This window comes from Pseudoxanthomonas sp. G3 (assembly GCF_057654715.1).
In genome coordinates, this window is record NZ_CM172805.1 from 474,288 (window position 1) to 496,105 (window position 21,818).

Below are 21,818 nucleotides of genomic sequence, written 5' to 3' on the forward strand. Positions count from 1 at the left end.
GCGATCCGGACCCCGCACATGCAGACCGCTCTTCCTGCGTCGTCCGACGTCGACGCGCTTCCGCAGCCGTACCTGCTGTTCCTCGGCGACACCGTCGAACCCAGCTATGCGAAGACCGCGTTCGGCCTGCGCGACTGGGCGCGCGACCGCTGTGTCGGCGAATTCGCCTGCGACACGGTCGAGGTCACCACTGGCCTGCCGTTCCTTTCGCCCGCCCAGGCACGTCAGGCGGGTGCGCGGGCGATGGTCATCGGCGTCGCCAATCCGGGCGGACGCATTCCGTCGGGCTGGATCCCGCTGCTGATCCAGGCGCTGGAGGCGGGCCTGGACCTGATCGGCGGCATGCACACCAGGCTGTCGGCCATCGAACCGCTGCGCAATGCCGCGCGCGCGCTGGGGCGACAGCTGATCGATGTGCGTGAACCCCCTGGGCATCTTCCCGTGGCGACGGGTACCAAGCGCACCGGCCATCGTCTGCTGACCGTCGGCACCGATTGCGCGCTCGGCAAGAAGTACACCGCGCTCGCGCTCACACGCGCATTCCGGTCACGCGGCGTCGATGCCGATTTCCGCGCCACCGGCCAGACCGGCATCCTGATCGCCGGCGCCGGTATTCCCATGGATGCGGTGGTGGCGGACTTCGCCGCCGGCGCCGCCGAGATGCTGTCGCCGGACGCGGACGCCGCGCACTGGGACATCATCGAAGGGCAGGGCTCGCTGTCGCACCCTGCCTATGCAGGTGTTTCGCTGGCATTGCTGCACGGCAGCCAGCCGGATGTGATCGTGATCTGCCACGAACACGGGCGCGAGCGCGTGCTCGGCTACCCGCACTATCGGCTGCCGTCGATCGAGGAAACGATCGCGCTCGCGCTGACGCTGGGGGCGCGCACCAATCCCGCGATCCGTTGCGCTGGCGTCAGCGTCAACACGGCCGGACTCGATGCCGAGGCCGCGCATCGCGTCATGGGGGAGATGGCCGAGCGCCTCGGCCTGCCGGTGGCTGACCCGATCCGCGGCGGCGAGGCGTTCACCGTGCTGGTCGAAAGCTGTCTCGGCCGTGGCGCCCGGTGATCGCATGAGTGCGACCTCGACGCGGTTCCAGCGTTGGGTGCTGCCCGGCCTCGCCTTCAAGGCCGCGGTGATCGGCGGCGGCTACGCGACCGGGCGCGAACTGGCGGAGTACTTCATCCCGAGCGGACCGCAGGGCGGCATGCTGGCGATCCTGACGGCGATGGCCTGCTGGAGCCTGGTCTGCGCGCTGACCTTCGCCTTGGCCCATGCCGCGCGCAGCTTCGATTACCGCAGCTTCTTCGTCGTGCTGCTCGGGCGGTTCGCTTTCGTGTTCGAACTCGCGTACCTGGTGTTCATGGTGCTGATCCTGGCGGTCTTCGGCGCCGCGGCGGGTGAGATCTTCGCGGCGCTGCTGGGTTGGCCGAAGCTGATGGGCACGCTGCTGCTGATGGTGGGCATCGGCGTCTTTACGGCGTACGGCAATGCGACCGTCGAAGCCCTGTTCAAATGGGTGTCGGTGTTCCTGTATGGCATCTATGCCGTGTTCGTGCTGATCGTGCTGGCGGACTTTGGGGACCGTGCGCTGGCCGCCTTGTCCACACCGCGGCCGACGACCGGCTGGCTGCAGGGCGGCCTGACCTATGCCGGCTACAACATCGTCGGCGCGGTGATCGTGTTGCCGCTGGTGCGCCACTTCCTCGACCGGCGCGACGCGATGATCGCCGGCGTGCTGTCCGGCCCGCTGGCGATGCTGCCGGGTCTGCTGTTCTTCCTGTGCATGCTGGCGTGGTATCCGCAGATCGGCGCGGAAGCGCTGCCGTCGGACTTCATCCTGCGCCAGCTCGACATGCCGGTCTTCCAGGTCCTGTTCCAGGTGATGATCTTCAGCGCGCTGCTGGAAAGCGGTACCGCCGTCGTGCACGCGTCCAACGAGCGCATCGCGCATGCGTGGCGCAGCCGTCGTGGCGCTACCCCGGGCAAGCGCGTCCGCTTGGCGATCGCCAGCGTGCTGCTGGTCGGATCGATCTTCATCGCCGAACGCGTCGGCCTGGTGGCGTTGATCGCCCAGGGCTATCGCGGGCTGGCGTACCTGTTCCTCGCGGTGTACGTGCTGCCGTTGCTGACCGTCGGCGTGTGGCGGCTGAGGCGCGACGCCGCCGCGCTCGCACCGCCTGCGCCCACCTTGTCAGGAGACTCCCGATGATCGTTGCCCTCAAGAGTCGATGCGGCGCCGTCCTGCTGGCGTTGCTCTGCGTCATGGCGCAGGCCCATGCGCAGGTGCCGGCCGGATTCGACGCACGCGTCGAACAGGCCATGCGTTCGCGCGATGTACCCGGGATGGCGATTTCCATCGTCAAGGACGGAAAGATCGTGCATGCAAAAGGTTATGGCGTGCGCAGACTGGGCGGCAGCGAGCCGGTGGATGCGGACACGATCTTCCCCACCGGCTCGACCGGCAAAGCGGTGACGGCGGCGGCCCTGGCCATCCTGATCGACGACGGCAAGCTGTCCTGGGACGACCGGGTCGCCGACCATCTGCCCGACTTCCGCATGTACGACGCCTGGGTCACGCGCGAGATGACGGTCGGCGACCTGCTGCTCCATCGCAGCGGCCTCGGCCTGGGCGCCGGCGACCTGCTGTTCATTCCGCGTACCTCGCGCAGCCGTACCGACATCGTGCGTGCGCTACGACACATCAAGCCCGCCACCAGTTTCCGAAGCGGTTACGCGTACGACAACATCCTCTATATCGTCGCCGGTGAGCTGGTCACGCAGGTCAGTGGGCAGCCATGGGAAGACTTCGTGCGCACGCGCATCTTCCAGCCGCTCGGCATGACGACGGCGGTCAGTGACGAGAAGGATCGCTTCGCCAACCCGAATCGCGTGCAGCCGCATGCGCGACTGGACAGCAGGCTGCGCGGCCTCGGTCCGCAGCAGGTGCTGCCCGAACGCGAAGGCCTCGGCCAGGTGGGCGCGCCTGCCGGAGGACTGTCGTGGAGTGCGAGGGATTTCGCGCGCTGGATGCAGGTGCAGCTCGCGCTGGGCGCACTGCCGGACGGCAAGGGACGTCTGTACAGCGAAGCGTCCGCGCGCGCGATGTGGACGCCGCAGGTGCCGATGCCGATCCGCCCGTTTCCCGCGCCGATCACCGACATCACGCCACAGTTCTCCGGCTACGGCTACGGCTGGAACGTGCAGGACTACCGCGGCGTCAAGGTCGTGCAGCACGGCGGTGCGGTGTTCGGCGTGCTGGCCTTCGTCGTGCTGGTGCCGGAGCGCAACCTGGGCATCGCGCTGCAGATCAATGCCGAGGATGTCGAAGTGATGCGCGGCCTGGGCTATGAACTGCTCGACCACTATCTGGGGTTGGAGGCGCGCGATTGGGTCGGGGCATTCTCTACCTGGAACCGCGAGCGGTTGGCGAACGGTTTGAGGGCCCTGGAAGATGCGAAGGGCGCGGCGCGCAATGCCGCATCGCGACCATCGCTCAAAGCTGCCGGCTATGCCGGTGCCTACGCTGATGCGTGGTACGGCCCGATCACCGTCGCGGAACGAGCCGGCACCTTGCGGGTCGACTTCAGCCAGACACCCAACATGGCCGGCACCCTCAATCACTGGCAATACGACACCTTCCGTGTCGATTGGGACGATGCCTCCATCGAGCCCGCCTACATGACGTTCGCGCTCGACGCGGACGGTCGAGTGGCGCGCATCACGGTGAAGGCGGTGTCGCCGCTGGCGGACTTCAGCTACGACTATCAGGACCTGACCTTCGAGCCCTTGAAGACGGCACACCGCTAGTCCTCTTTTCTCGATCGAACGATCTGGCCGGCTTGCCCATCCTCTCGTTCGGCCGGGACCCAGATCGGTCTGCTCACGCGGGAGGCGCCGCAGAATGCGCTAGCGTCCTGTCGGCGAGCTCGAGCAGCGCCCGCAGCCGATCCATGTGGCGAAGGTCCTGGTGATAACCCACCCAAACGTCCCTGCTCGGAGGCTCGCCGAACAGATCGATGCGATGTAGCCCGTCCACGCCCTCACCCAGGGGCCTCGGCAATACCGCTACGCCAAGGCCGCGACGGCACATCTGGGCCTGGACGCTCCGGCTGGTGCTGGCGAAGGCACGCCGCGAGCGCGGGAATCGGTCGAGCAGCCAGGCGACATCCGGAAAGTGGGCCTGGGCCGAGTTCATGAGAATCAGACTCACCGACCGGGGGTCGTTGGCCACTGCGTGCACCGTCGCCGCCGATCCGTAGAGTCCGTAGGGCATGGTCATCAGTCGACGCTGGACGATGTCCGGCTCACTGAACGGGACGATGCGGAAGGCCACATCGGCTTCGCGACGGGAGAGGTCGAGCAGACGGTAGCTCGCGATGACCTCGGGCACGACGGCGGGGTGAAGGCGCCCCAGCTCGACAAAGACCGGCGCCAGGACATAGGCGGCGAACCAGTCCGCCGAGGAAATCCGCAAGAGGCCTTCGAGCCGCTCATGGTTGCCCGCCAGGCGCCTTTCCATGGACAGCGCCGACGCTTCCATGGATTCGGCGAGCGACAGCACCGCGTCGCCGGCATCGGTGAGCACCAGGCCGTCCTTCGTCCTGCGGAAAAGCGGTTGCTCGGCCTCATCTTCCAGCGCCTTGATCCGGCGACCGATGGTGGGGTGGCTCACGCCCAGGCTGCGCGCCGCCTCGCCGAGCGATCTGCCGCGGACGACCGCGAGGAATATCCGGATATCACTCCATTCCATCCCGCGACTACTCGTTCAAAAATGTACGCGGAATATGCAGGAATGGCAGTCCACAAACAATCCAGTTAAGTCCACCATGCCCGCCCCTGTATCGATGGTCTGGCGTCTGCGACGCGTGGGCATCCCCGGCGAAGCCCGTGAGATCTCGGTAGACGGGTAAACGCCGTCCTGGCGGGTTGGCCCATCCCGGGTCAGCCTCATCTGGAGTCGAACGACATGGGCAAGTTGAGCGGGAAAGTGGCGCTCGTTACCGGCGCGTCGAAAGGTATCGGCGCGGGCATCGCGCGTCGGCTGGCGAGCGATGGCGCCAAGGTGGTCGTCAATTACGCTTCGAGCGCATACGAGGCGGAGAAGGTGGTGGCCGGGATCGAAGGCGCCGGCGGAACCGCCGTCGCCGCGCGCGCCGATGTGCGCAGCAAGACGGAGGCGGATGCGCTCGTCCGCATGGCCGTCGACCGATTCGGTCGGCTGGACATCGTGGTCAACAACGCGGGCATGTACCAGTTCGCAAGGATCGAGGACACCACCGAGGATCTGTATCGCCAGCAGTTCGACCTCAATGTACTCGGGTCGTTGCTCGTCACGGCGGCCGCCGTGCCCTTCTTGGGCGAAGGCGGCAGCATCATCAACGTCAGTTCCTTCGTCACCCGGATCCTGCCCACCCAAAGCGCGATCTACAGTGGAACGAAAGGCGCTATCGACGCCATCACCGGCGTTCTCTCGCGGGAACTGGGTCCACGGGGAATCCGTGTCAACGCGGTGAACCCCGGACTGATCGAGACCGACGGTACGCACGCCAACGGCGTGATGGGCTCGGAGTTCCAGGCCTGGAACGAGCAGCAGACACCGCTCGGCCGAATCGGGCAGGTGACGGACATCGCGTCGATCGTCTCGTTCCTCGCCTCGCACGACGCAGGCTGGGTCACGGGGGAACACATCATCGGCTCGGGCGGCATGCGTTGACCTGCGGTATGCCGAGGATGAACCTCTTGAGCATCGATCCGACTCCGAACGCGGCGGACCCGCGCCGCTGGCCTGCCTTGGCCGTGCTCCTGTCCGGCACGCTGTTGCCTCCGCTTGATTTTTTCATCGTCAACGTGACGTTGCCCAGCATCCGGTCCGATCTGCAGGCATCGGCGGATGTCTCACAGCTGGTCGTGTCGGTGTATGCGATGGCCTACGCGGTCACGCTCATCCTGGGCGGTCGCCTCGGGGATCTCTATGGACGCCGACGTACCTTCGTGGCCGGCATGTTCGGGTTTGGACTGGCGTCGGCTCTGTGTGGATTCGCCACGTCGCCCAGTGTGCTCATCTTCGGCAGATTGCTGCAGGGCATTTCGGCCGCGGTCATGGCACCGCAGTCGCTGGCGTCCATCCACGCGCTGTTTTCGATGAGCGAGAAGGGGCGAGCGCTCGGTCTTTATGGGGCGACATTCGGATTGGCCTCCATCGGCGGACAGCTGCTGGGTGGACTGCTGGTCTCCGCTGATCTCTGGGATATGGGCTGGCGTAGCGTCTTCCTGATCAATCTTCCGGTCATCGCCCTGGCCATTCCGGCCGCGTTGATCCTGGTGCGCGAAACCCGCGGTGAGGAAGCGTGCGGCATGGATTTCGGCGGCGCGATCCTGCTGGCCCTCGGCGTGCTGGCGCTGGTGGTTCCGCTGATCGAAGGTCGCGAACACGGGTGGCCATGGTGGAGCCTGGGCGTGCTGGCAATGAGCCCAGCACTTTTGGTCCTCTTCTGGCGCTACGAGAAGCATCGGGAGCACTTGGGTACATCGACGCTGCTTCCGCCCTCGGTCATCTCGGCAACTCGTGGATTGGCTCTGGGTCTGCTGGCGGCGGTCCTGCTGTACGCCTTGGCGGCGTTCTTCCTGACGTTCGCGGTGTACCAACAAGCCGGGCTGGGTCGCGGTGCGCTCGCAGCGGGCCTGGCGATTCTTCCACTCGGTATCGGGCAGCTGTTGGGGCCGACGTGCGGCCTCCGCCTCTCGCGTTGGCTGGGTTCGAGCGCAGCGACCTTCGGCATGAGTCTGGAAGCCCTTGGCCTGGTCCTGGCGGCCGGGTCGGTGGCGATCGGCCGACCGTCCTGGCTTCCGGTTCCTTTGCTGGTGGTGGGGATCGGGCAGGGCATCGCGCTGCCGGCGCTGGTGCGACTGAACGTCGATCTCGTGGCGCCCCGTTGGGCGGGCTTGGCGGCGGGCATGGTCAGCGCAGCGATGCAATTGGGCGCTGCGCTCTCGGTCGCCTTGGTGGGCGGTGTCTTCTTCTCGCTCGCGCCTGACGGAGCAGGCGTCGAACAGGTGGCATCCGGCTTCGCGGCCGCCTGCCTCATGATCGCCAGCGCGATGGCCACTGCTGCCATTCTCGGCCGAAGGCTGGCGATGACCACCACGAGCGGGGCGCCAGGCTCTGCAGGCGAGTCTGGCATGGCACAGCGACCGCAAACGGCGACACCGCCGGCAAGCCGGGCTCTCCCGGCACAGAAGACCCGTTCGTCGGCATGAGTCGTCCATACGACACCCCATTGCACTATATACCTACCAGTAGGTAGACTCACCTCACTTTAGCAAGGAAATCTCATGGGCATCTCTCTAATCGGTTGGCTTCACACGCTGGGAAGCCTCCCCGCGATCCCGCTTGCGGTCTTCATGCTGGTCAGGCACGGCCGGATCGCTCCGGAGACCGGTCCCGGCCGCGCGTACTTCTGGTTCATGCTGCTGGGCATCCTCACCGTCTATCCCATCGCGCACCAGCCGGTGAGCTCGATCATCGCGACGATCACCCTGCTGTTTCTCGTGCTCGGATATGGCATCGCGCTGTGGCGGCCGGCGAAGCGACTGTGGGCGTACGTCCAGACGATGTCGCTGAGCATCACGGTGTTCCTGCTGATGGTCCCCACGGTGAGTGAGACCCTGCGCAGGCTTCCGGTCGGCGATCCGGTGGTGACAGACTTGAAGGATCCGCTGCTGCTGGGTGTCCAGGGCGCGCTCTTCCTGGCGCTGATCGTGGGCATCCCGTTGCAGGTTCGAGCGCTCTACAGGCAGCGCATCCATCCAGCGCAGGGAGTCCGTTGATGCCGTCCGCAAAAGCCAGGCCCGCGTATTCGCCCAAAGCCCAGGAGATCATCCAGCAGACGAATGAGCTGCTGGCTTCGGGTGGGTACAACGGCTTCAGCTACGCCGATATTGCGGAACGGGTGGAGGTCAGGAAGGCGAGCATCCATCACCATTTCCCGGCCAAGGTGGACTTGGTCAAGGCGACCGTTGCCCAGCACCGGCAGGCGATGCGGCAAGGACTGCAGTCACTCAAGGAATCGATTCCTGATCCCTATGCGCGCCTGGTCGCCTACAGCCGGTACTGGGCCGACTGCATTCAGGAGTCGAATCCGCCGATCTGCATCTGCGCATTGCTCGCCGCCGAATTGCCCAGCATCCCGGCAGAGGTCGCCGAGGAGGTCAGGGGGCACTTCGACGATCTCCAGGCCTGGCTCGCCCAGACCCTGGTGGAGGGCGAGACGAAGGGCGTGATGCGCCTGAGCGACGCGCCGGCGGCGGAAGCCGCGATGTTCATGGCCTCGATCCACGGAGCGATGCTCTCGGCCCGGGCCACGGGCAACGCGTTGTTGTTCTGGCAGATCGCCCAGCTGTCGACGGATCGCTTGAAGGTCCGTTCGTAGCGTCGGGCGACGTGGACAGACCTCAACGCGGACCTCCTTGGTCCGCGCATTTGAGGGGCGATGCGCGTGCTTCTGATCGCGTCACAGCGCTGCACATGCTGGTCCGGGAGTTCGAGCATGCGCGCCGCGATCTCGTCGCCATGGTTTCCTCCGATTGTCGACGCTTGCCGGTGATCAGCGGACTGGCCTGGCCGGGAAGTCGATCAGTTCCAGCTTGCCGCCAGCCAGCGCCGGCGCAGTCTCGGCGACCACGTCGTGCGGGAAACCAAGCTTGAACGCGCTGGCTTGGTCCAACCGCTGCAACTGCTCGGTCGACAGCGAGAACTCCAACGCTTTCAGGTTGTCGGTGAGTTGGTCGTGCGTGCGGGGTCCGATGATGGGCAGCACGCCCTTGGCCAGCACCCAGGCAATGGCGACGTGGCTTGGCGCGACACCCGCTTCTTCGGAGATCGCGAGGACTTCGTCCACCACCGCCGTCTTGCGCGCGTCGTCTTCACCATGGATGACCACACCCAGACCTTGGGCGCGGCCGGTCTCGCCACGACGGTACTTGCCGGTAAGCAGGCCGCCGCCCAGCGGCGACCAAGCGACCGTGCCGAGGTTGAAGCCCTTGGCCATCGGCAGCAGTTCACGCTCGGCTGAGCGTTCGACCAGGCTATATTCCAACTGCACGGCCGACACCGGCGCCCAGCCTTTCGCTTCGGCCAACGTCGCCGCCGTGGCGATGCGCCATGCCGGGAAGTCCGACAGGCCGGCATGCAGGATCTTGCCGCTACGAACCAGGTCATCCAGGCTGCGCGCCAGCTCATCGATCGGCGTGATGCCATCGGGCATGTGCACCCACAGCAGATCGAGATAATCCGTCTTCAAGCGCTTGAGGCTTGCCTCCACGGAAGTGCGCATCGCCTTGCGGCTGTTGCCGCTGCGCTGCAGGCCTGCGTCGGGCGCGTCACCGAGCGAGAACTTCGAAGCCAACACGATCTCGTCGCGATGGCCGGCCATGAACTGGCCCAGCATCGTCTCGGATTGACCGAACTGGTACTGGTCGGCGGTGTCGATGAAATTGCCACCTGCCTCGCGGTAGGTGGTGTAGATGCGCTGGGCCTCGTCCTGGTCGGCGCCATAGCCCCAACCCTTGCCGAAGTTGCCGGCGCCCAGCGCCAGCGTGGAGACACGAAGACCGGTGTTGCCAAAAATGCGGTAACGCATGACAGCTCTCCTGAGGCGGCGCGGTGAGGCGCCGCCGAATGAAATCACCTTGAGGTGCGGGCGATGAAGTCGGTGATGTACTCGGCCGACAGTTCCGGATACTGGTGCTGCGGGCCATGACCCGACTCCGGATAGAACACGAACTGCGCGTTCTTCATCTGACCGACCAGCGGGAACCAGTTCTGACCGGCGGTGCTGGTGTCGTTGTCGCCGCTGATCACCAGGATCGGCGTGCGGGTCTGGGTCAGCGCCTGGCGACGGCCCAGCTTGTCTTCGCCGAAGGCCTGCGCGGCAGTCAGGTAGACCTGGATCTGTTCGACACGGCTGGGGATCTTCGACACCACGTCCGGACGGGCATAGATGCGATCGCGCGAGGCCTTGGCCGCGGCGCGGCTGAACTCGGACTTGGGCTCGAAGAACAGGACGTACTCGTCCTCCAGATCGTTGACCGGCTTCAGGGCGCGCTCGATGAAGACCTGCTGGATCGGGATCTGGCCCGGGCCTGGGGGGTTGGTGCCGATCAGCACGGCGTGGGTCACGCGCTCGGGCTTGTCCAGCAGCAGGGTCTGGGTGGTGAAGCCGCCCCAGGACCAGCCGGCCATGGCGAACTTGTCCAGCTTGATCGAGGTGGCAAAGCGATCGACGAACGTGGCGACCTTGCCCAGGTCATCCGGCAGCGTGCCGGTCGAGTAACCCACGCCCGGATAGTCGAACGTGATGACGGTGTGGTGCCTGGCGAGCGTATCTAGGAAGGCGGGGTCCCAGGTGTCCAACGTGCCGCGCATGCGGTTGGCCAGCACGATCGGGCTGCCGGTACCGATGGAGCGGTAGGCGACGCGGTTGCCATCGACGTCGACGAACTGGGTCCTGGCGGTGGCGGCGGTGTCCTGGGCGAGGGCCGGGGCCGAAGCGACGGCGGCGGTCAGGACGGAAGCAAGAAGCATGGCTTTCATGATTGCGGTTCCTGTGTGGGTATTGGCGGGGGTAGACCGGCGTGGTCTGCCTGCTCCGTGGCGCACTTTTTACGCCTGCCTGGGCGTTGCGAAAATAGCTATTCGGGCAAACAATGAATGCAGAAATGCAACGCGATCCCAGAGAGTCGGGAGGTGTGCGGTGGACTTCGACTGGAACGACATACCGCTGCTTCGGGCATTGGCCCAGACCGGCTCCATGGCCCAGACCGCGCGCACCCTGGGGCTGGTGACCTCTACCGTCAGCCGGCGACTGGCGGCGGCGGAAGAAGCCCTGGGCGTGCGCCTGTTCATCCGCGACCCGAGCGGCTACAAGGCGACCGAAAGCGGCCGCGTATTCCTGGAGCATGCCGACCGCATCGTGGACCGGGTCGAGACCATGTTCTTGGAGGCCCGTGCTGAGCAGGACGACATTTCAGGGCCGGTCAACATCACCGGCATCGACGTCGTCCTCAGCCACTGGCTCGCTGAGCACGTTCCATCGCTGATGGAGCGTCATCCGCGACTGGAGATCAATCTGTTGGGTGACATGCGGGAATACTCGTTCACCCGCAAGGAAACAGACTTGGCGTTGCGATTGAATAGGCCAACCGCTGATGCCGCCTTGCGAATGCGGAAGGTGGGCGAGCTGGGGTTCGCGGTTTACGGAGCAGCCGCGTTCGCCGGTGCCACGCGCAAGGAATGGGCTTCACTGACGTGGCTGTCGTTCCCGGCCGAGATGTCTTGGTTGCCGGAGATGCAGTGGCTGGCAAAGATTGGACCACAGCGCTTTTTGAGGTTCAGCAGCATCGCGATGCTCGCTCGCGCATGCGAGCGAGGCTTGGGTATCGCACTGCTGCCTTGCGCAGTAGGTGACAGCCTTGGGCTGACAAGGCTGCAGGAGGGCATCGAGTCGAAGCGTGAGCTCTGGTTGCTCAGCCACAAGGACGCATCGCAGGTGGCGAGGTTTAGGGTCACTGCAGACTGGCTGAGGGCAGCTGTCGAACAAGACGCAGCGCTACTCGCAGGTCGCTAGCGGAGTAGCGCTCTGATGTCTGCTTCAGACCCGACGCGGACGTCGCTTCACGATACATGTCGCCATGGCCTCGCGACGATACTACGGCGACGCCAGATGTCCCTGTAGAACGACTATGCCTGTGCCGGACAACTCCGAATCCGGCGTCAACTCGAGTTCAAGCAGACTACGCCGCCCCAGCCTGACGCCCTGCTCCACCGTGAGCCGTGTGCCATCGAGTACACCGGCATGCCGGAGATAACCGGCCAACGGCCCAGCAGCGGTGCCTGTCGCGGCGTCTTCCCATAGACCGACGGTAGGGTTGAAGAAGCGCGCATACGCAGCAGACGGCGCTTCGGCATCATGCGCGTACAAATAGCAGCCTTCCGCGCCTACACCCTGAAGTACCGCGAGGAGCGTCCGATGATCAGGCTCTGCACGATCTACAGCATGCCTATCAATCGCTCTAACCAAGAGGTGCGGGGCCCCTGTGCTGGCGACGCGAGGTGCGGGCGTTGTCAGAAGGTCGCCTGTCCCTAATCCCAATGATGCGGCTAACGGTGCAAATGTCTGGAGGGAGGCCAGTAGTTGCAAGGGGGCCTGCCGCATGCGGCCATGCACCCGGCCCTCCAGTCGAGCCACCACGATGGGTAACACGTCATCCCCCAGTTCTTGAAGGAATGTGGCGGGTGAATTCAGGTGCCCGAGTCGCCCCAGTTCTCCCAACCACAGCCATGCCCCCAAGGCATTGTGGCCGGCACCAAACACCTCCGCGCCCGCCGCCGTGAACGACCGCAGCTTCCAATCCGCGCGATCACTATGCAACAGGTAGGTTGTTTCGGCCTGGTTGAGTTCGCCGGCAATGCGCCGCATTTGCTCGTCGGATAGTGATTCTCCGCCCTCTACGACCGCCAGGGGATTGCCCTCGTAGGGACGATGGGCGAACACATCCACAAGTCCCACCACCAGCTCTGCCATTCTCTTGCTCCGGTCGAAGCGATTAGTCGCGCCCATCCTCTTGGGCTGGGCCATGGCTGACAAGCGCGTTATTTTCGGGCCAGCCATCAATGAGATTCATCTCGGAGCTGATTCGCCACTACGCGTAGCGGCAACTGCCATATATCGTCGAACGTATGAGCAGATCACCAATCACTACTTCATATCCCGCGAGTGTCCCCCTACAAATGTCAGGCCCGCTCCAGTCCTGAGTGTGATGTGCCGGGATACGGGAACCCGGCACCCGCGCGCGCCGTCTGATGTCTGGATGCGTCGACAGGTGTGCATGTCGGCATGCCAGGACTGGACGGGCAGTTTCCTTGAACTAGTTCTGCTCAGACCCTGCATCCCGCCGAGACGCATGGGCCGTAAACAACGCATTCAAGCGTCGATACACGTGCTCGTGATCCTCAGGTGCGGCGAGCTTGAGTACGGCTGTCGTCAGGTTCGCCCACGTCTCTGCCCGCGAAGCTGCGGTCGAGGTCTGGTAGAGAATGTCCAGGCGCTGGCCGATTTCATCGATCAGAACGTCGAGCTCGGCAGGAGACTTGAATTGAGTGAGAACCATGGGTTGCTCGGCTGTCCAACAGAGCGACTACCGTAGTGGAAGCCGTCGCTGGCGTGCGTTAGGTGGCGGTAAATCCCATACGAACCGACCATCCTGGGCGTTATCAGCGTGTAGCGATCGATCATGAGCGTTGGTCGCGCCTGCAAGCACCGCGTCTTGGACAGCATCGAGACGCGGACGCGATGCATAAGCGCATGAAGAATATTCATTTCGTTTAACGGAACTTGCGTGGCTCACTTCGCCTCCCCCACGTTACTCCGGATGTCTTGATGCCCCGTGCAGTTCCTTTGACGGCCGCCATTGCGGCCGTGCTTTCGCTTGCCCCTACTGTCGTCCACGCGCAAGAAGCAGCGCCCTCCGCCGATAGCAAGACCCTTTCGACCGTCGTCGTGACGGGTTCCAATATCGGTCGCGCCGATGCGGAAGGACCCAACCCGGTCCAGGTCATCAATCGCCAGCAGATCGAAGCCTCGGGCAAGGCGACCGTGGCGGACCTGCTGCGCTCGATCTCGGCCAATACCGGCAATGCCGCCAACGAAACCAGCAACAGCGGCTGGGCTTCGGGTTCGGCCGGCATCGGCCTGCGCGGTCTTTCGCAGAAGAACACGCTCGTGCTGCTCAACGGCCGTCGGCTTGCGAACTACGGCTTCCCGGCCAATGGGCTGTCCGACACCTTCGTGAACCTCAATGCCCTGCCGCTGGTGGCGGTGGAGCGGGTCGAAGTGTTGAAGGACGGTGCTTCGGCGGTTTACGGCTCGGATGCGGTGGCCGGTGTGGTGAACATCATCACGCGGCAGAACTTCGAAGGTCTGGACATTGGCGGTCGCATCGGCACCTCCGACGAAGGCGGCTTGGATGAGCGCCAGGCCAAGCTGATCGGCGGCTTCGGCGATATCGACCGCGATGGGTTCAATATCCTGTACAGCGTGGACTACTACGACCGTGATCGGTTGGACCAGAGCGAGCGCAAGCTGACCCGCTCTGGCATCTACACCGGCAAGCCGGGCGGGCGTTGGAACGGATGGTCGGCCAAAGGCGCACGCTTCCTGGTCAATGGCGTATCGGTGCCTTTGCTGGACGCCAATGGCAACTGCCCCGAAGGCACGGTGCTGACCGCCAGTGCGCCTATCGACGGCCTGGCCGGCAACACCTGCGCCTTCAACCTGGCGGACTACACCACGCTGATTCCCGCGACCGAACGCCTGCAGGGCTACGTCAATGGCACGTTCCGCATCAACGAACACCTGGAGGCGTTCGGCGAGGCGCACTACAGCTATATCCGCGGCACGTCATGGTTCGGGTCGAGTCCATTCTTTACCCTGGAGAGCGGCCGGTTCGCCTTGAACGCGGACACCGGTTTGGCCGAACCCGTGCCGGCGATCCTGCCCGCCAACAATCCCTACAACCCTTATGGCGTGGCCACGCCCATCGAATACACCTTCTTTAACCTGGGCGCCTCGATCAAGACCAACCGCTCCGACGCGTACCGGGTTGTGGGCGGTTTGCGAGGACGTCTTGGCGACTGGGACTGGGAGACCGCTGCTTTCGCCGCGCGCAGCAAGGAAGAGGAGATCGTGGCCGGGGGCTTCGCGAATCGCTGGGGCCTGTACGACGCACTCAACAACGGCACTTACAACCTGCACGATCCTTCTGCCACGCCGCAGTCGGTGCTGGACGCCATTGCGCTGAGCACGACGCGCCCTGCCGATTCAAAGCTGGCCGGTGCCGATGCCAAGATCATCGGCCAACTGTTCGAACTGCCCGCGGGCCGGGTGGGCTTCGCCGCGGGCGTGGAGTGGCGCCGCGAGGAACTGGTGTCGCGCAATCCCTGGCAGATCGATGCCGGCCTGCAGATCCGTCCGGCCATCGCCGCCGTCGATGGCAGCCGCGATGTCGCCGCCGCGTACGCCGAGTTCAACATCCCGCTGCATTCCACGCTCGAGTTGCAGGTTGCCGGCCGCGGCGATCACTACAGCGACTTCGGCGAAGCCTTCTCGCCCAAGGTGAGCCTCCGCTGGCAGCCCCTGGACGCTCTGCTGCTGCGCGCGGCGGCCTCGCGCGGGTTCCGTGCGCCGTCGCTGTCGGAGAACGCGGCCAGCACCAACATCTCCTACGGTTCGGTGGTCGATCCGCACGATCCTGATGTGCCTGGCTCGCGCCAGAACCCGACCTTCTTCACCGTCGGCAACACCGACCTGGATCCGGAGCGCACCCACAGCTACAACGCCGGCTTCGTGCTCTCGCCTTGGGCGGACACCAGCCTGAGCGTGGACTGGTACCGCATCGAGCTGGACAACCTGATCGGCACGGGCAATACCGCCACCATCGTGCAGGAGAACGACCCGGCCAACGTCATCCGCGATGCGCGCGGCAAGTTGCTGGCCGTCTACAATCGCTATCAGAACCTGACCGAGCTGAAGACCTCGGGCATCGACGTCGAACTGCGCCAGCACTGGCGCACGGCCACGGCAGGCGAATTCGGTCTTTCCAGCGCGTACACCCACGTGCTCGAGTATCGTCGGCAGAACACGGTGGGCGGCCCGCTGGTGGACTACGCCGGCAACAACCTCAGCTTCACGCTTCCGCGCAACAAAGCGACCACGACCGCGGACTGGACCTTCCGCGACTTCACCACGGCGCTGACCTGGTATCACACCGGCGGCTACGCGCAGACGCGCAGCACGGCGCAATCACGGGTGGACGGGTACGACCAGTTCGATCTGTACTTCGCCTGGAGCGGCTTGGACAAGCTGACGCTGTACGCCAAGGTGCAGAACCTGCTGGACGAGGAGCCGCCGTACGACGCTTCGTTCCCCGGCATCCGCGCGCCATACGACTTCTCGCAATACGACTTGCGCGGTCGCTACTTCTCGGTGGGCTTCGACTACCGATTCTGACCCACTGGCGGCCGTCTCCCGGCCTTACCTTCCTCCCTCGTCGCGTCCGGCCCGCGCGCCGGACGCGCTCCATCGGAGTGGCTGATGCTGTCCGCTGCACGCATGCTGTTCAAGGCCGTAGTGACGTTCGCTTCGTTCTCCCTATCCATTACGGCGCTGGCGCAAACGTCCTACTTCTTTCCCGGCCCCGTCGACGCCGATCCCGCCGTGCCCACGCCCGCGCAGTTCCTCGGGTATCCCATCGGCAGCCGGTACACGCGACACGACGAACTGGTGGCCTACTTCAACGAACTGGCCAAGACCTCGCCACGGGTGAAGGTCGAGCAGACCGGTCGCAGCTACGAAGGGCGCCCGTTGTTGCTGCTCACCATCACCGACGCGGACAACCAGGGACGGCTGGAAGACCTGAGGCAGGCCCACGCCACGCTCGTCGACCCGGCGCGCCCGGATGCGGCGGCGGCCAATGCGCCCGTCGTGGTCTGGCTGGCCTACAGCGTGCATGGGGCGGAGACGTCCAGCGCAGAGGCCGCGTTGCTGACCGCCTGGTACTTGGCAGCGGACCGCAGTGAGTCCACCCGGCGCTGGCTGCGCGAAGCCGTCGTGCTGCTGGATCCTGCCCAGAATCCTGATGGCCGTGACCGCACCGCGAACTGGCACAACGCGTGGTCCTCGTCGCCACCCTCCGCCGATCCCGCCGATCGCGAGCATGTGGAGCCGTTCCCGGGAGGGCGCTTCAACCACTACCTGACCGATCTCAACCGCGATTGGCTGGCACTCTCCCAGACCGACAGCTGGCCGAAGGTGGAGCATTTCCATCGCTGGTATCCGAACGTCCAGATCGATTTCCACGAGATGGGCAAGGACAGCACGTACTACTTCGAGCCTTCGCCGAAGAGCATGGAGAGCCCGCTCCTGCCCAAGAGTTCGTACGAGGCCAACAAGGTGTTGGCCCGCTACCACGCGCAAGCGCTGGATGCGCTCGGCTCGCTGTACTACACCGGCGAGAACTTCGACAATTTTTCTCCGATCTACGGCTCGACGTATCCGGATTTCCACGGCGCCGTCGGCGTGACCGTGGAGCAGGCCAGCTCGCGCGGGCGGGTGCAGGAGACCGTCAATGGCCCGCTGACGTTTTCGTTCACCATCCGCAACCAGCTCAACGTCGGTTTGGCCACCGTGCGTGGCGCGGTCGAACAGAAAGCCTATCTGTTGAAACTGCAGAAGGACTTCTTCCGCAGCGCGCTGGACCAGGCGAATGCGTACCCCGTGCGCGACTGGGTCTTCGGCGATGCCACCGATCCGACGTTGAGTCATCGCCTGTTGGCCCTGCTTTTGCGTCACCGCATCCAGGTCGGTGCGCTGGCGCAGCCGGTCGAGGTCGACGGCAAGCGGTTCCTGCCCGGATCGGCCTGGGTGGTGCCCGCGCGGCAGCCGCAGTTCCGTCTGGCGCATGCCATTTTCGAGTTCACCCCGCCGGTGAAGGGCGACGTGTTCTACAGCGGCACGTCGTATGCGATCGCGCCGGCGTACGGCGTGGCCTATGCCGCCAGCCGGCGTGCGCTCCCGGCGGGTGCTCCGGTAAGCCAGGTACCCACCGCCCGCGGCGGCATCGTGGGTGGCACCGCGGGGTACGCCTACACCTTGGACCTGCGGGATTTCGGCAGCTATCGCTTGGTGGGTGCGCTGCTGCAGGAAGGCGTCCGGTTGCGTGCGGCGTTCGCGCCATTCGTGGCGGGTACCGAGGCCGAGGACGCGAACCATCCCCATGGCACGGTGATCATTCCCGTGGCCGGGCAGCCGCTGCAGGGCGATGCCTTGCGCGAACGGCTGAACGCCCTGGCCGAAGCCAGTGGTGTGCGTGTACGTGCGTTGTCGTCGGGTCTGAATCGATCCGGCATCGATCTTGGCAGCGACAGCATCAAGGCCATCCGCAAGCCGTCCATCGCGCTGGTGCTGGGGCCGGGCGTGTCGCCGCCGGAAATCGGCTCGGCCTGGTATGCCTTCGACAAGGCGCTGGGCATCCCGTCGACCAAGCTGGAGCCGTCGCAACTGGCCACGGTGCCGCTGGAGCGCTACACGAGCATCGTGCTGGCCAGCGGCAACTATTCGGACGTATCCGATGCCAGTGTCGCGGCGCTGAAGCGCTGGATCTCGCAGGGCGGCTCGCTGGTGACGTACGGCAGCGGTGCCCGCTGGGCTATCGAGAAAGGCCTGGCACAGGCCAAGCTGCGGGAAGGCGGCGAGGACATCCCGAAAGAGCGGCTGGATTTCGGCAGCCAGCGTGATGTGTTCGCGCTACGGCGGGTCAGCGGCAACATCCTCAGCGCGGACGTCGACCTGACGCATCCGCTGGCCTTCGGCTTGCAGGATCGCCGGATTCTGGTCAACAAGGAAACCGGGCTGGTCTTCGAGAATGGAGACAACCCGTATCTCAACGTCGTACGTATCGACGCCGCCCCACGCGTGAACGGTTACCTCTCCGAGACTAACCGCAAGCGCGTGGCTGATAGTGCCTTCCTGCAGGTCGCGCCGTTTGAGCAAGGCAACGTGGTGGTTTTCGCCGATGATCCTGCGCATCGCAAGTACTGGCACAGCACGGAACGCTTGCTCCTCAATGCTGTGCTCTTCGGCAATCACCTCAATCCGGTAAAACAACGAGGCGAATGAAAGGCAAACCGCGCCAGTAGCCCACTGACAGACCTCCCGGCTGCGCCGTTTTACTGCCTTCTCTCCAGGCGGTAGGCGGCGCAGCCCCTCTTATTCGCCAGCCTTCACTTTCCACTCGCCATGGAACGCACGATCACGGCTGGAATGGAGGCCAATGTTGAGGGCGGAGATTCGTCCTCAACGCGGCACTGGCAGCCATGCGCGGCCTTGTCATGCAGGCGCTGACATTGCGCGGCTGGACGACGCTGTCGTGCGGGCGAAGAAAGCGGCATCGAGGCAAGCCGGTGATCCACCCTGGAGAAACATAAGAAATGTGCATAAGCCGGGTATGAAGCTTCATTGGCCGACCAGCCGAGACCTCGCTAGCCTGAAGGCAACACTCCTGATGCATGGGTCATGGGCGTCCCCTGTCGTGCCCGGGGCGTATCGATGACGGCAAGACCGCTTGATGAAAACCTCCCGTTGCCTTCCGTTTCCGTACCAGGCCACCTATTTCTCCTGGCCTTCGTTCTGCTCCGTGCAGCCGCTTCGCCCCCTTAATTCCCTGCGGACACCGTGAACGTGGCCACAGAGCAGGGCGGGGAAGAGGTCATCCGGCTGGACCAGGTATCACGCCGCTTCCGGGATGGAAGCGGCGGCCGCATAGCGCTGAATGCCGTGGATTTGACGGTGCGACGAGGCGAGATCTTCGGGGTGGTCGGACGGTCGGGTGCGGGCAAGTCCACGCTGGTGAGGACCATCAACCTGCTCGAGCGCCCCGACGCAGGACGAGTCATCATCGCAGGGCAAGACATCACCTCGCTGGCTCCCGTCCCGCTGCGTGCTGTCCGCCGCCGGATCGGCATGATCTTCCAGCATTTCAATCTGCTGCATAACCGCACGGTGGACGCCAATGTGGCGCTTCCCCTGCAGTTGGAAGGTCATGCACGCCCGCACATCCGCGCGCGCGTGGTCGAGCTGCTGGACCAACTCGGCCTGAGCGGACATGCCGCCAAGTACCCCGCCCAGCTCTCGGGGGGTCAGAAGCAGCGGGTGGGCATCGCGCGTGCGTTGGCGTGCGCGCCGCAGATACTGCTGTGCGACGAAGCCACCAGTGCCCTGGATCCGGAAACCACCGAGGACATCCTGGCCTTGCTAGATCGTCTGAATCGCGAGCTGGGCCTGACGATCGTGCTGATCACTCACGAGATGGATGTGGTTCGCCGCATCTGCGATCGCGTGGCGGTGATGGACCACGGCGTCGTCGTGGAGGCCGGCGCGGTGTCGGATGTCTTCCTGCATCCCCGCTCCGCCGAGGCGCACGCGCTGGTGCGTGAGGCGCTGCCCCCCGCCGATGCGGTCGAGGGCGCCGTCCGCGCCCGTGTGGTGTTCCTGGGCGATGACGCCTTCCATCCGGTGCTGAGTCGTGTCGCGCGCGAGACCGGGGTCGATTTCGCCATCCTGTCCGGGCGAGTAGGCCGGCTGCGTCGGGAGGCGTACGGCGAGTTGGAGATCGCCTTCTTCGGAGCCCAGGCCCATGCAGGCATCCAGGCACTCCGGCAGGCAGGCGTGGCAGTGGAGATAGCCGCATGATCGGGAACATCGATCCTCGGGTCATTGCCCAAGCCACCGGCGATACGCTGGTGATGCTCGGCGCCTCGCTTGGCCTGTCCGTCCTGCTGGGGCTGCTGCTGGGCCTGGTGTTGTTTGTTACCGCACCGGGGCAACTGCTGGCCCATCGCGGCGTCAACGTGGCGGTCTCCTTTGGCGTCAACGTGCTGCGCTCGCTGCCCTTCATCATCCTGCTGATCGTGATGCTGCCGCTGACGGTGGTGCTGGCAGGCACGTCGCTGGGCGTGGCCGGCGCCATTCCGCCGCTGGTCGTCGGCGCCGCTCCTTTCTACGCCCGTCTGGTGGAAACCGCACTGCGCGAGGTGGATCGCGGCGTGATCGAGGCCACGCAGGCCATGGGCGGCTCCACCTGGCAGATCGTCACCCGGGTCCTGCTGCCGGAGGCGCTGCCAGGCCTGGTGGCCGGGGCGACGGTGACGGCCATTGCGCTGGTGGGCTACACGGCGATGGCGGGCGTGGTCGGGGCCGGTGGCTTGGGCGATCTGGCGATCCGCTTCGGCTACCAGCGTTTCCAGACCGACGTCATGGTGGTCACCGTTGCGATGCTGCTGATCATTGTCCAACTCCTTCAATGGCTGGGCGACCGATGGGTCCTCCGGCTCTCCCATCGTTGATCACTTGAGGACGCTCCATGCTTCGATCCCTGCTGATATCCGCGCTGGCGCTGGCGCTGGCGCTGGCGCTGACCGCATGCGGTGACAAGGCTTCTGCGCCGGACAATGCCGTGCTGCGTGTAGGCGCCACCGCCGTGCCTCACGCGGAAATCCTCGCCCAGGCCAAGCCTCTGCTCGAGAAGCAGGGTATCCAGCTTGAGGTCATCGTCTTCAACGACTATGTGCAGCCCAACGTGCAACTGGCCGAAGGGCGCCTGGATGCCAATTACTTCCAGACCAAGCCTTATCTGGATGAATTCAATCTTGCCCGCAAGACGTCACTGGTACCGGTCCAAGGGATCCACGTCGAACCGCTGGGCGCCTACTCCAAGCGTCACGCATCCCTGGCTGCGCTGCCTTCCGGTGGCACCGTGGCCCTGCCCAATGATGCTTCCAACACCGGCCGCTCCCTGTTGTTGCTGCAGCAGGCCGGCTTGATCACGCTGCAGCGCGGCCAGGACCCGCTGCAGACCGTGGCCCAGGTCTCCGGCAATCCTCGCGGGTTCGTATTCCGCGAGCTGGAGGCGGCCACGCTCCCGCGCGTGCTGGATCAGGTCGATCTTGCGGTGATCAACACCAACTATGCCCTGGACGCGGGTCTCAAACCCGGCAAGGACGCATTGACCCTCGAAACTGCCGACAGCCCATACGTGAACTATCTCGTCTCCCGGGACGACAACAAGGCGGATCAGCGCGTCCTTGCGCTGGCATCGGTACTGCAGGGCGAAGGGATTCGCGCCTTCATCCGGGCGCACTATGCCGGCGCGGTCATCTCGGCAACGCCCTCATCCCCGTGATCGTCGGCGACGGAAGACGT

The 21,818-nt window shown here is 65.1% G+C and carries 18 protein-coding genes; 13 read left to right on the forward strand and 5 right to left on the reverse strand.

What is annotated here, in order from left to right:
• Positions 1-18 precede the first annotated feature (18 nt).
• Genes AC23D6_RS02185 through AC23D6_RS02195 form a run of 3 tightly spaced genes read left to right on the forward strand, consistent with a single transcriptional unit; the run spans position 19 to position 3,813 of the window.
• On the forward strand, positions 19-1,071 hold the full coding sequence (locus AC23D6_RS02185) for an N-acetyltransferase DgcN family protein (RefSeq protein ID WP_487751209.1): 1,053 nt from the start codon (positions 19-21) through the stop codon (positions 1,069-1,071).
• 4 nt (positions 1,072-1,075) lie between these two features.
• Positions 1,076-2,215 carry a YkvI family membrane protein gene (locus tag AC23D6_RS02190; protein WP_487751210.1) on the forward strand — a complete coding sequence of 380 codons (1,140 nt, stop codon included), beginning with the start codon at positions 1,076-1,078 and terminating at the stop codon, positions 2,213-2,215.
• Complete coding sequence (locus tag AC23D6_RS02195) at positions 2,212-3,813, forward strand: serine hydrolase (RefSeq protein ID WP_487751211.1); 1,602 nt, start codon at positions 2,212-2,214, stop codon at positions 3,811-3,813. The genes AC23D6_RS02190 and AC23D6_RS02195 overlap by 4 nt, the downstream gene beginning before the upstream one ends.
• A gap of 73 nt (positions 3,814-3,886) precedes the next feature.
• Here the strand turns inward: AC23D6_RS02195 and AC23D6_RS02200 are convergent, their stop codons facing one another.
• Entirely contained in the window at positions 3,887-4,756 is an 870-nt protein-coding gene (locus AC23D6_RS02200; RefSeq protein WP_487751212.1) for a LysR family transcriptional regulator, read from the reverse strand.
• A gap of 216 nt (positions 4,757-4,972) precedes the next feature.
• On the opposite strand from AC23D6_RS02200, the gene AC23D6_RS02205 reads away from it, so the two are divergent.
• The 4 genes from AC23D6_RS02205 to AC23D6_RS02220 all read left to right on the forward strand — a co-directional run bounded on the left by AC23D6_RS02205 (position 4,973) and on the right by AC23D6_RS02220 (position 8,435).
• A complete protein-coding gene (locus AC23D6_RS02205; RefSeq protein WP_487751213.1) occupies positions 4,973-5,719 on the forward strand; it encodes an SDR family oxidoreductase in 747 nt (248 codons plus the stop codon).
• A gap of 26 nt (positions 5,720-5,745) precedes the next feature.
• Positions 5,746-7,263, forward strand: coding sequence for an MFS transporter (locus tag AC23D6_RS02210; protein WP_487751214.1), 1,518 nt, complete (start codon positions 5,746-5,748; stop codon positions 7,261-7,263).
• A gap of 75 nt (positions 7,264-7,338) precedes the next feature.
• Complete coding sequence (locus tag AC23D6_RS02215; RefSeq protein ID WP_487751215.1) at positions 7,339-7,833, forward strand: hypothetical protein; 495 nt, start codon at positions 7,339-7,341, stop codon at positions 7,831-7,833.
• Positions 7,833-8,435 (forward strand): TetR/AcrR family transcriptional regulator, encoded by a 603-nt coding sequence (locus AC23D6_RS02220; RefSeq protein WP_487751216.1) that lies wholly within the window; start codon positions 7,833-7,835, stop codon positions 8,433-8,435. The genes AC23D6_RS02215 and AC23D6_RS02220 overlap by 1 nt, the downstream gene beginning before the upstream one ends.
• 174 nt (positions 8,436-8,609) lie before the next feature.
• On the opposite strand, the gene AC23D6_RS02225 is transcribed toward AC23D6_RS02220, so the two are convergent.
• Complete coding sequence (locus AC23D6_RS02225) at positions 8,610-9,644, reverse strand: aldo/keto reductase (protein WP_487751217.1); 1,035 nt, start codon at positions 9,642-9,644, stop codon at positions 8,610-8,612.
• Positions 9,645-9,688: 44 nt separating this feature from the next.
• A complete protein-coding gene (locus tag AC23D6_RS02230; protein ID WP_487751218.1) occupies positions 9,689-10,597 on the reverse strand; it encodes an alpha/beta fold hydrolase in 909 nt (302 codons plus the stop codon).
• 160 nt (positions 10,598-10,757) lie between these two features.
• Between AC23D6_RS02230 and AC23D6_RS02235 the strand changes: the two genes are divergently transcribed.
• Entirely contained in the window at positions 10,758-11,630 is an 873-nt protein-coding gene (locus AC23D6_RS02235) for a LysR family transcriptional regulator (RefSeq protein ID WP_487751219.1), read from the forward strand.
• Between the two features lie 81 nt (positions 11,631-11,711).
• Here the strand turns inward: AC23D6_RS02235 and AC23D6_RS02240 are convergent, their stop codons facing one another.
• Both AC23D6_RS02240 and AC23D6_RS02245 read right to left on the reverse strand, forming a co-directional pair.
• Positions 11,712-12,587, reverse strand: a complete 876-nt coding sequence (locus AC23D6_RS02240; protein WP_487751220.1) for a PhzF family phenazine biosynthesis protein — start codon at positions 12,585-12,587, stop codon at positions 11,712-11,714.
• A 343-nt stretch (positions 12,588-12,930) separates the two neighbouring features.
• The gene (locus AC23D6_RS02245) at positions 12,931-13,173 is read right to left on the reverse strand and encodes a hypothetical protein (protein ID WP_487751221.1); all 243 of its coding nucleotides are present in this window, start codon (positions 13,171-13,173) and stop codon (positions 12,931-12,933) included.
• Between the two features lie 269 nt (positions 13,174-13,442).
• Here AC23D6_RS02245 and AC23D6_RS02250 point away from each other — a divergent pair, with 269 nt between their 5' ends.
• From AC23D6_RS02250 to AC23D6_RS02270, 5 genes are all read left to right on the forward strand, one after another.
• Positions 13,443-16,070, forward strand: a complete 2,628-nt coding sequence (locus AC23D6_RS02250) for a TonB-dependent receptor plug domain-containing protein (protein ID WP_487751222.1) — start codon at positions 13,443-13,445, stop codon at positions 16,068-16,070.
• Positions 16,071-16,154: 84 nt separating this feature from the next.
• Positions 16,155-18,737 (forward strand): M14 family zinc carboxypeptidase, encoded by a 2,583-nt coding sequence (locus AC23D6_RS02255; RefSeq protein ID WP_487751223.1) that lies wholly within the window; start codon positions 16,155-16,157, stop codon positions 18,735-18,737.
• A gap of 591 nt (positions 18,738-19,328) precedes the next feature.
• Positions 19,329-20,309 (forward strand): methionine ABC transporter ATP-binding protein, encoded by a 981-nt coding sequence (locus AC23D6_RS02260; protein WP_487752548.1) that lies wholly within the window; start codon positions 19,329-19,331, stop codon positions 20,307-20,309.
• Positions 20,306-20,962 carry a methionine ABC transporter permease gene (locus tag AC23D6_RS02265; RefSeq protein ID WP_487751224.1) on the forward strand — a complete coding sequence of 219 codons (657 nt, stop codon included), beginning with the start codon at positions 20,306-20,308 and terminating at the stop codon, positions 20,960-20,962. The genes AC23D6_RS02260 and AC23D6_RS02265 overlap by 4 nt, the downstream gene beginning before the upstream one ends.
• Before the next feature lie 17 nt (positions 20,963-20,979).
• Positions 20,980-21,798, forward strand: coding sequence for a MetQ/NlpA family ABC transporter substrate-binding protein (locus AC23D6_RS02270; protein ID WP_487751225.1), 819 nt, complete (start codon positions 20,980-20,982; stop codon positions 21,796-21,798).
• Positions 21,799-21,818 lie beyond the last annotated feature (20 nt).

Bases quoted from the DNA above. Each gene is read 5' to 3' on its own strand.
- AC23D6_RS02225 (WP_487751217.1), bottom strand. From the start codon at position 9,644: ATGCGTTACCGCATTTTTGGCAACACCGGTCTTCGTGTCTCCACGCTG.
- AC23D6_RS02270 (WP_487751225.1), top strand. From the start codon at position 20,980: ATGCTTCGATCCCTGCTGATATCCGCGCTGGCGCTGGCGCTGGCGCTG.
- AC23D6_RS02200 (WP_487751212.1), bottom strand. From the start codon at position 4,756: ATGGAATGGAGTGATATCCGGATATTCCTCGCGGTCGTCCGCGGCAGA.
- AC23D6_RS02250 (WP_487751222.1), top strand. From the start codon at position 13,443: ATGCCCCGTGCAGTTCCTTTGACGGCCGCCATTGCGGCCGTGCTTTCG.
- AC23D6_RS02255 (WP_487751223.1), top strand. From the start codon at position 16,155: ATGCTGTCCGCTGCACGCATGCTGTTCAAGGCCGTAGTGACGTTCGCT.
- AC23D6_RS02245 (WP_487751221.1), bottom strand. From the start codon at position 13,173: ATGGTTCTCACTCAATTCAAGTCTCCTGCCGAGCTCGACGTTCTGATC.
- AC23D6_RS02220 (WP_487751216.1), top strand. From the start codon at position 7,833: ATGCCGTCCGCAAAAGCCAGGCCCGCGTATTCGCCCAAAGCCCAGGAG.
- AC23D6_RS02265 (WP_487751224.1), top strand. From the start codon at position 20,306: ATGATCGGGAACATCGATCCTCGGGTCATTGCCCAAGCCACCGGCGAT.
- AC23D6_RS02230 (WP_487751218.1), bottom strand. From the start codon at position 10,597: ATGAAAGCCATGCTTCTTGCTTCCGTCCTGACCGCCGCCGTCGCTTCG.
- AC23D6_RS02185 (WP_487751209.1), top strand. From the start codon at position 19: ATGCAGACCGCTCTTCCTGCGTCGTCCGACGTCGACGCGCTTCCGCAG.
- AC23D6_RS02190 (WP_487751210.1), top strand. From the start codon at position 1,076: ATGAGTGCGACCTCGACGCGGTTCCAGCGTTGGGTGCTGCCCGGCCTC.
- AC23D6_RS02240 (WP_487751220.1), bottom strand. From the start codon at position 12,587: ATGGCAGAGCTGGTGGTGGGACTTGTGGATGTGTTCGCCCATCGTCCC.
- AC23D6_RS02205 (WP_487751213.1), top strand. From the start codon at position 4,973: ATGGGCAAGTTGAGCGGGAAAGTGGCGCTCGTTACCGGCGCGTCGAAA.
- AC23D6_RS02215 (WP_487751215.1), top strand. From the start codon at position 7,339: ATGGGCATCTCTCTAATCGGTTGGCTTCACACGCTGGGAAGCCTCCCC.
- AC23D6_RS02195 (WP_487751211.1), top strand. From the start codon at position 2,212: ATGATCGTTGCCCTCAAGAGTCGATGCGGCGCCGTCCTGCTGGCGTTG.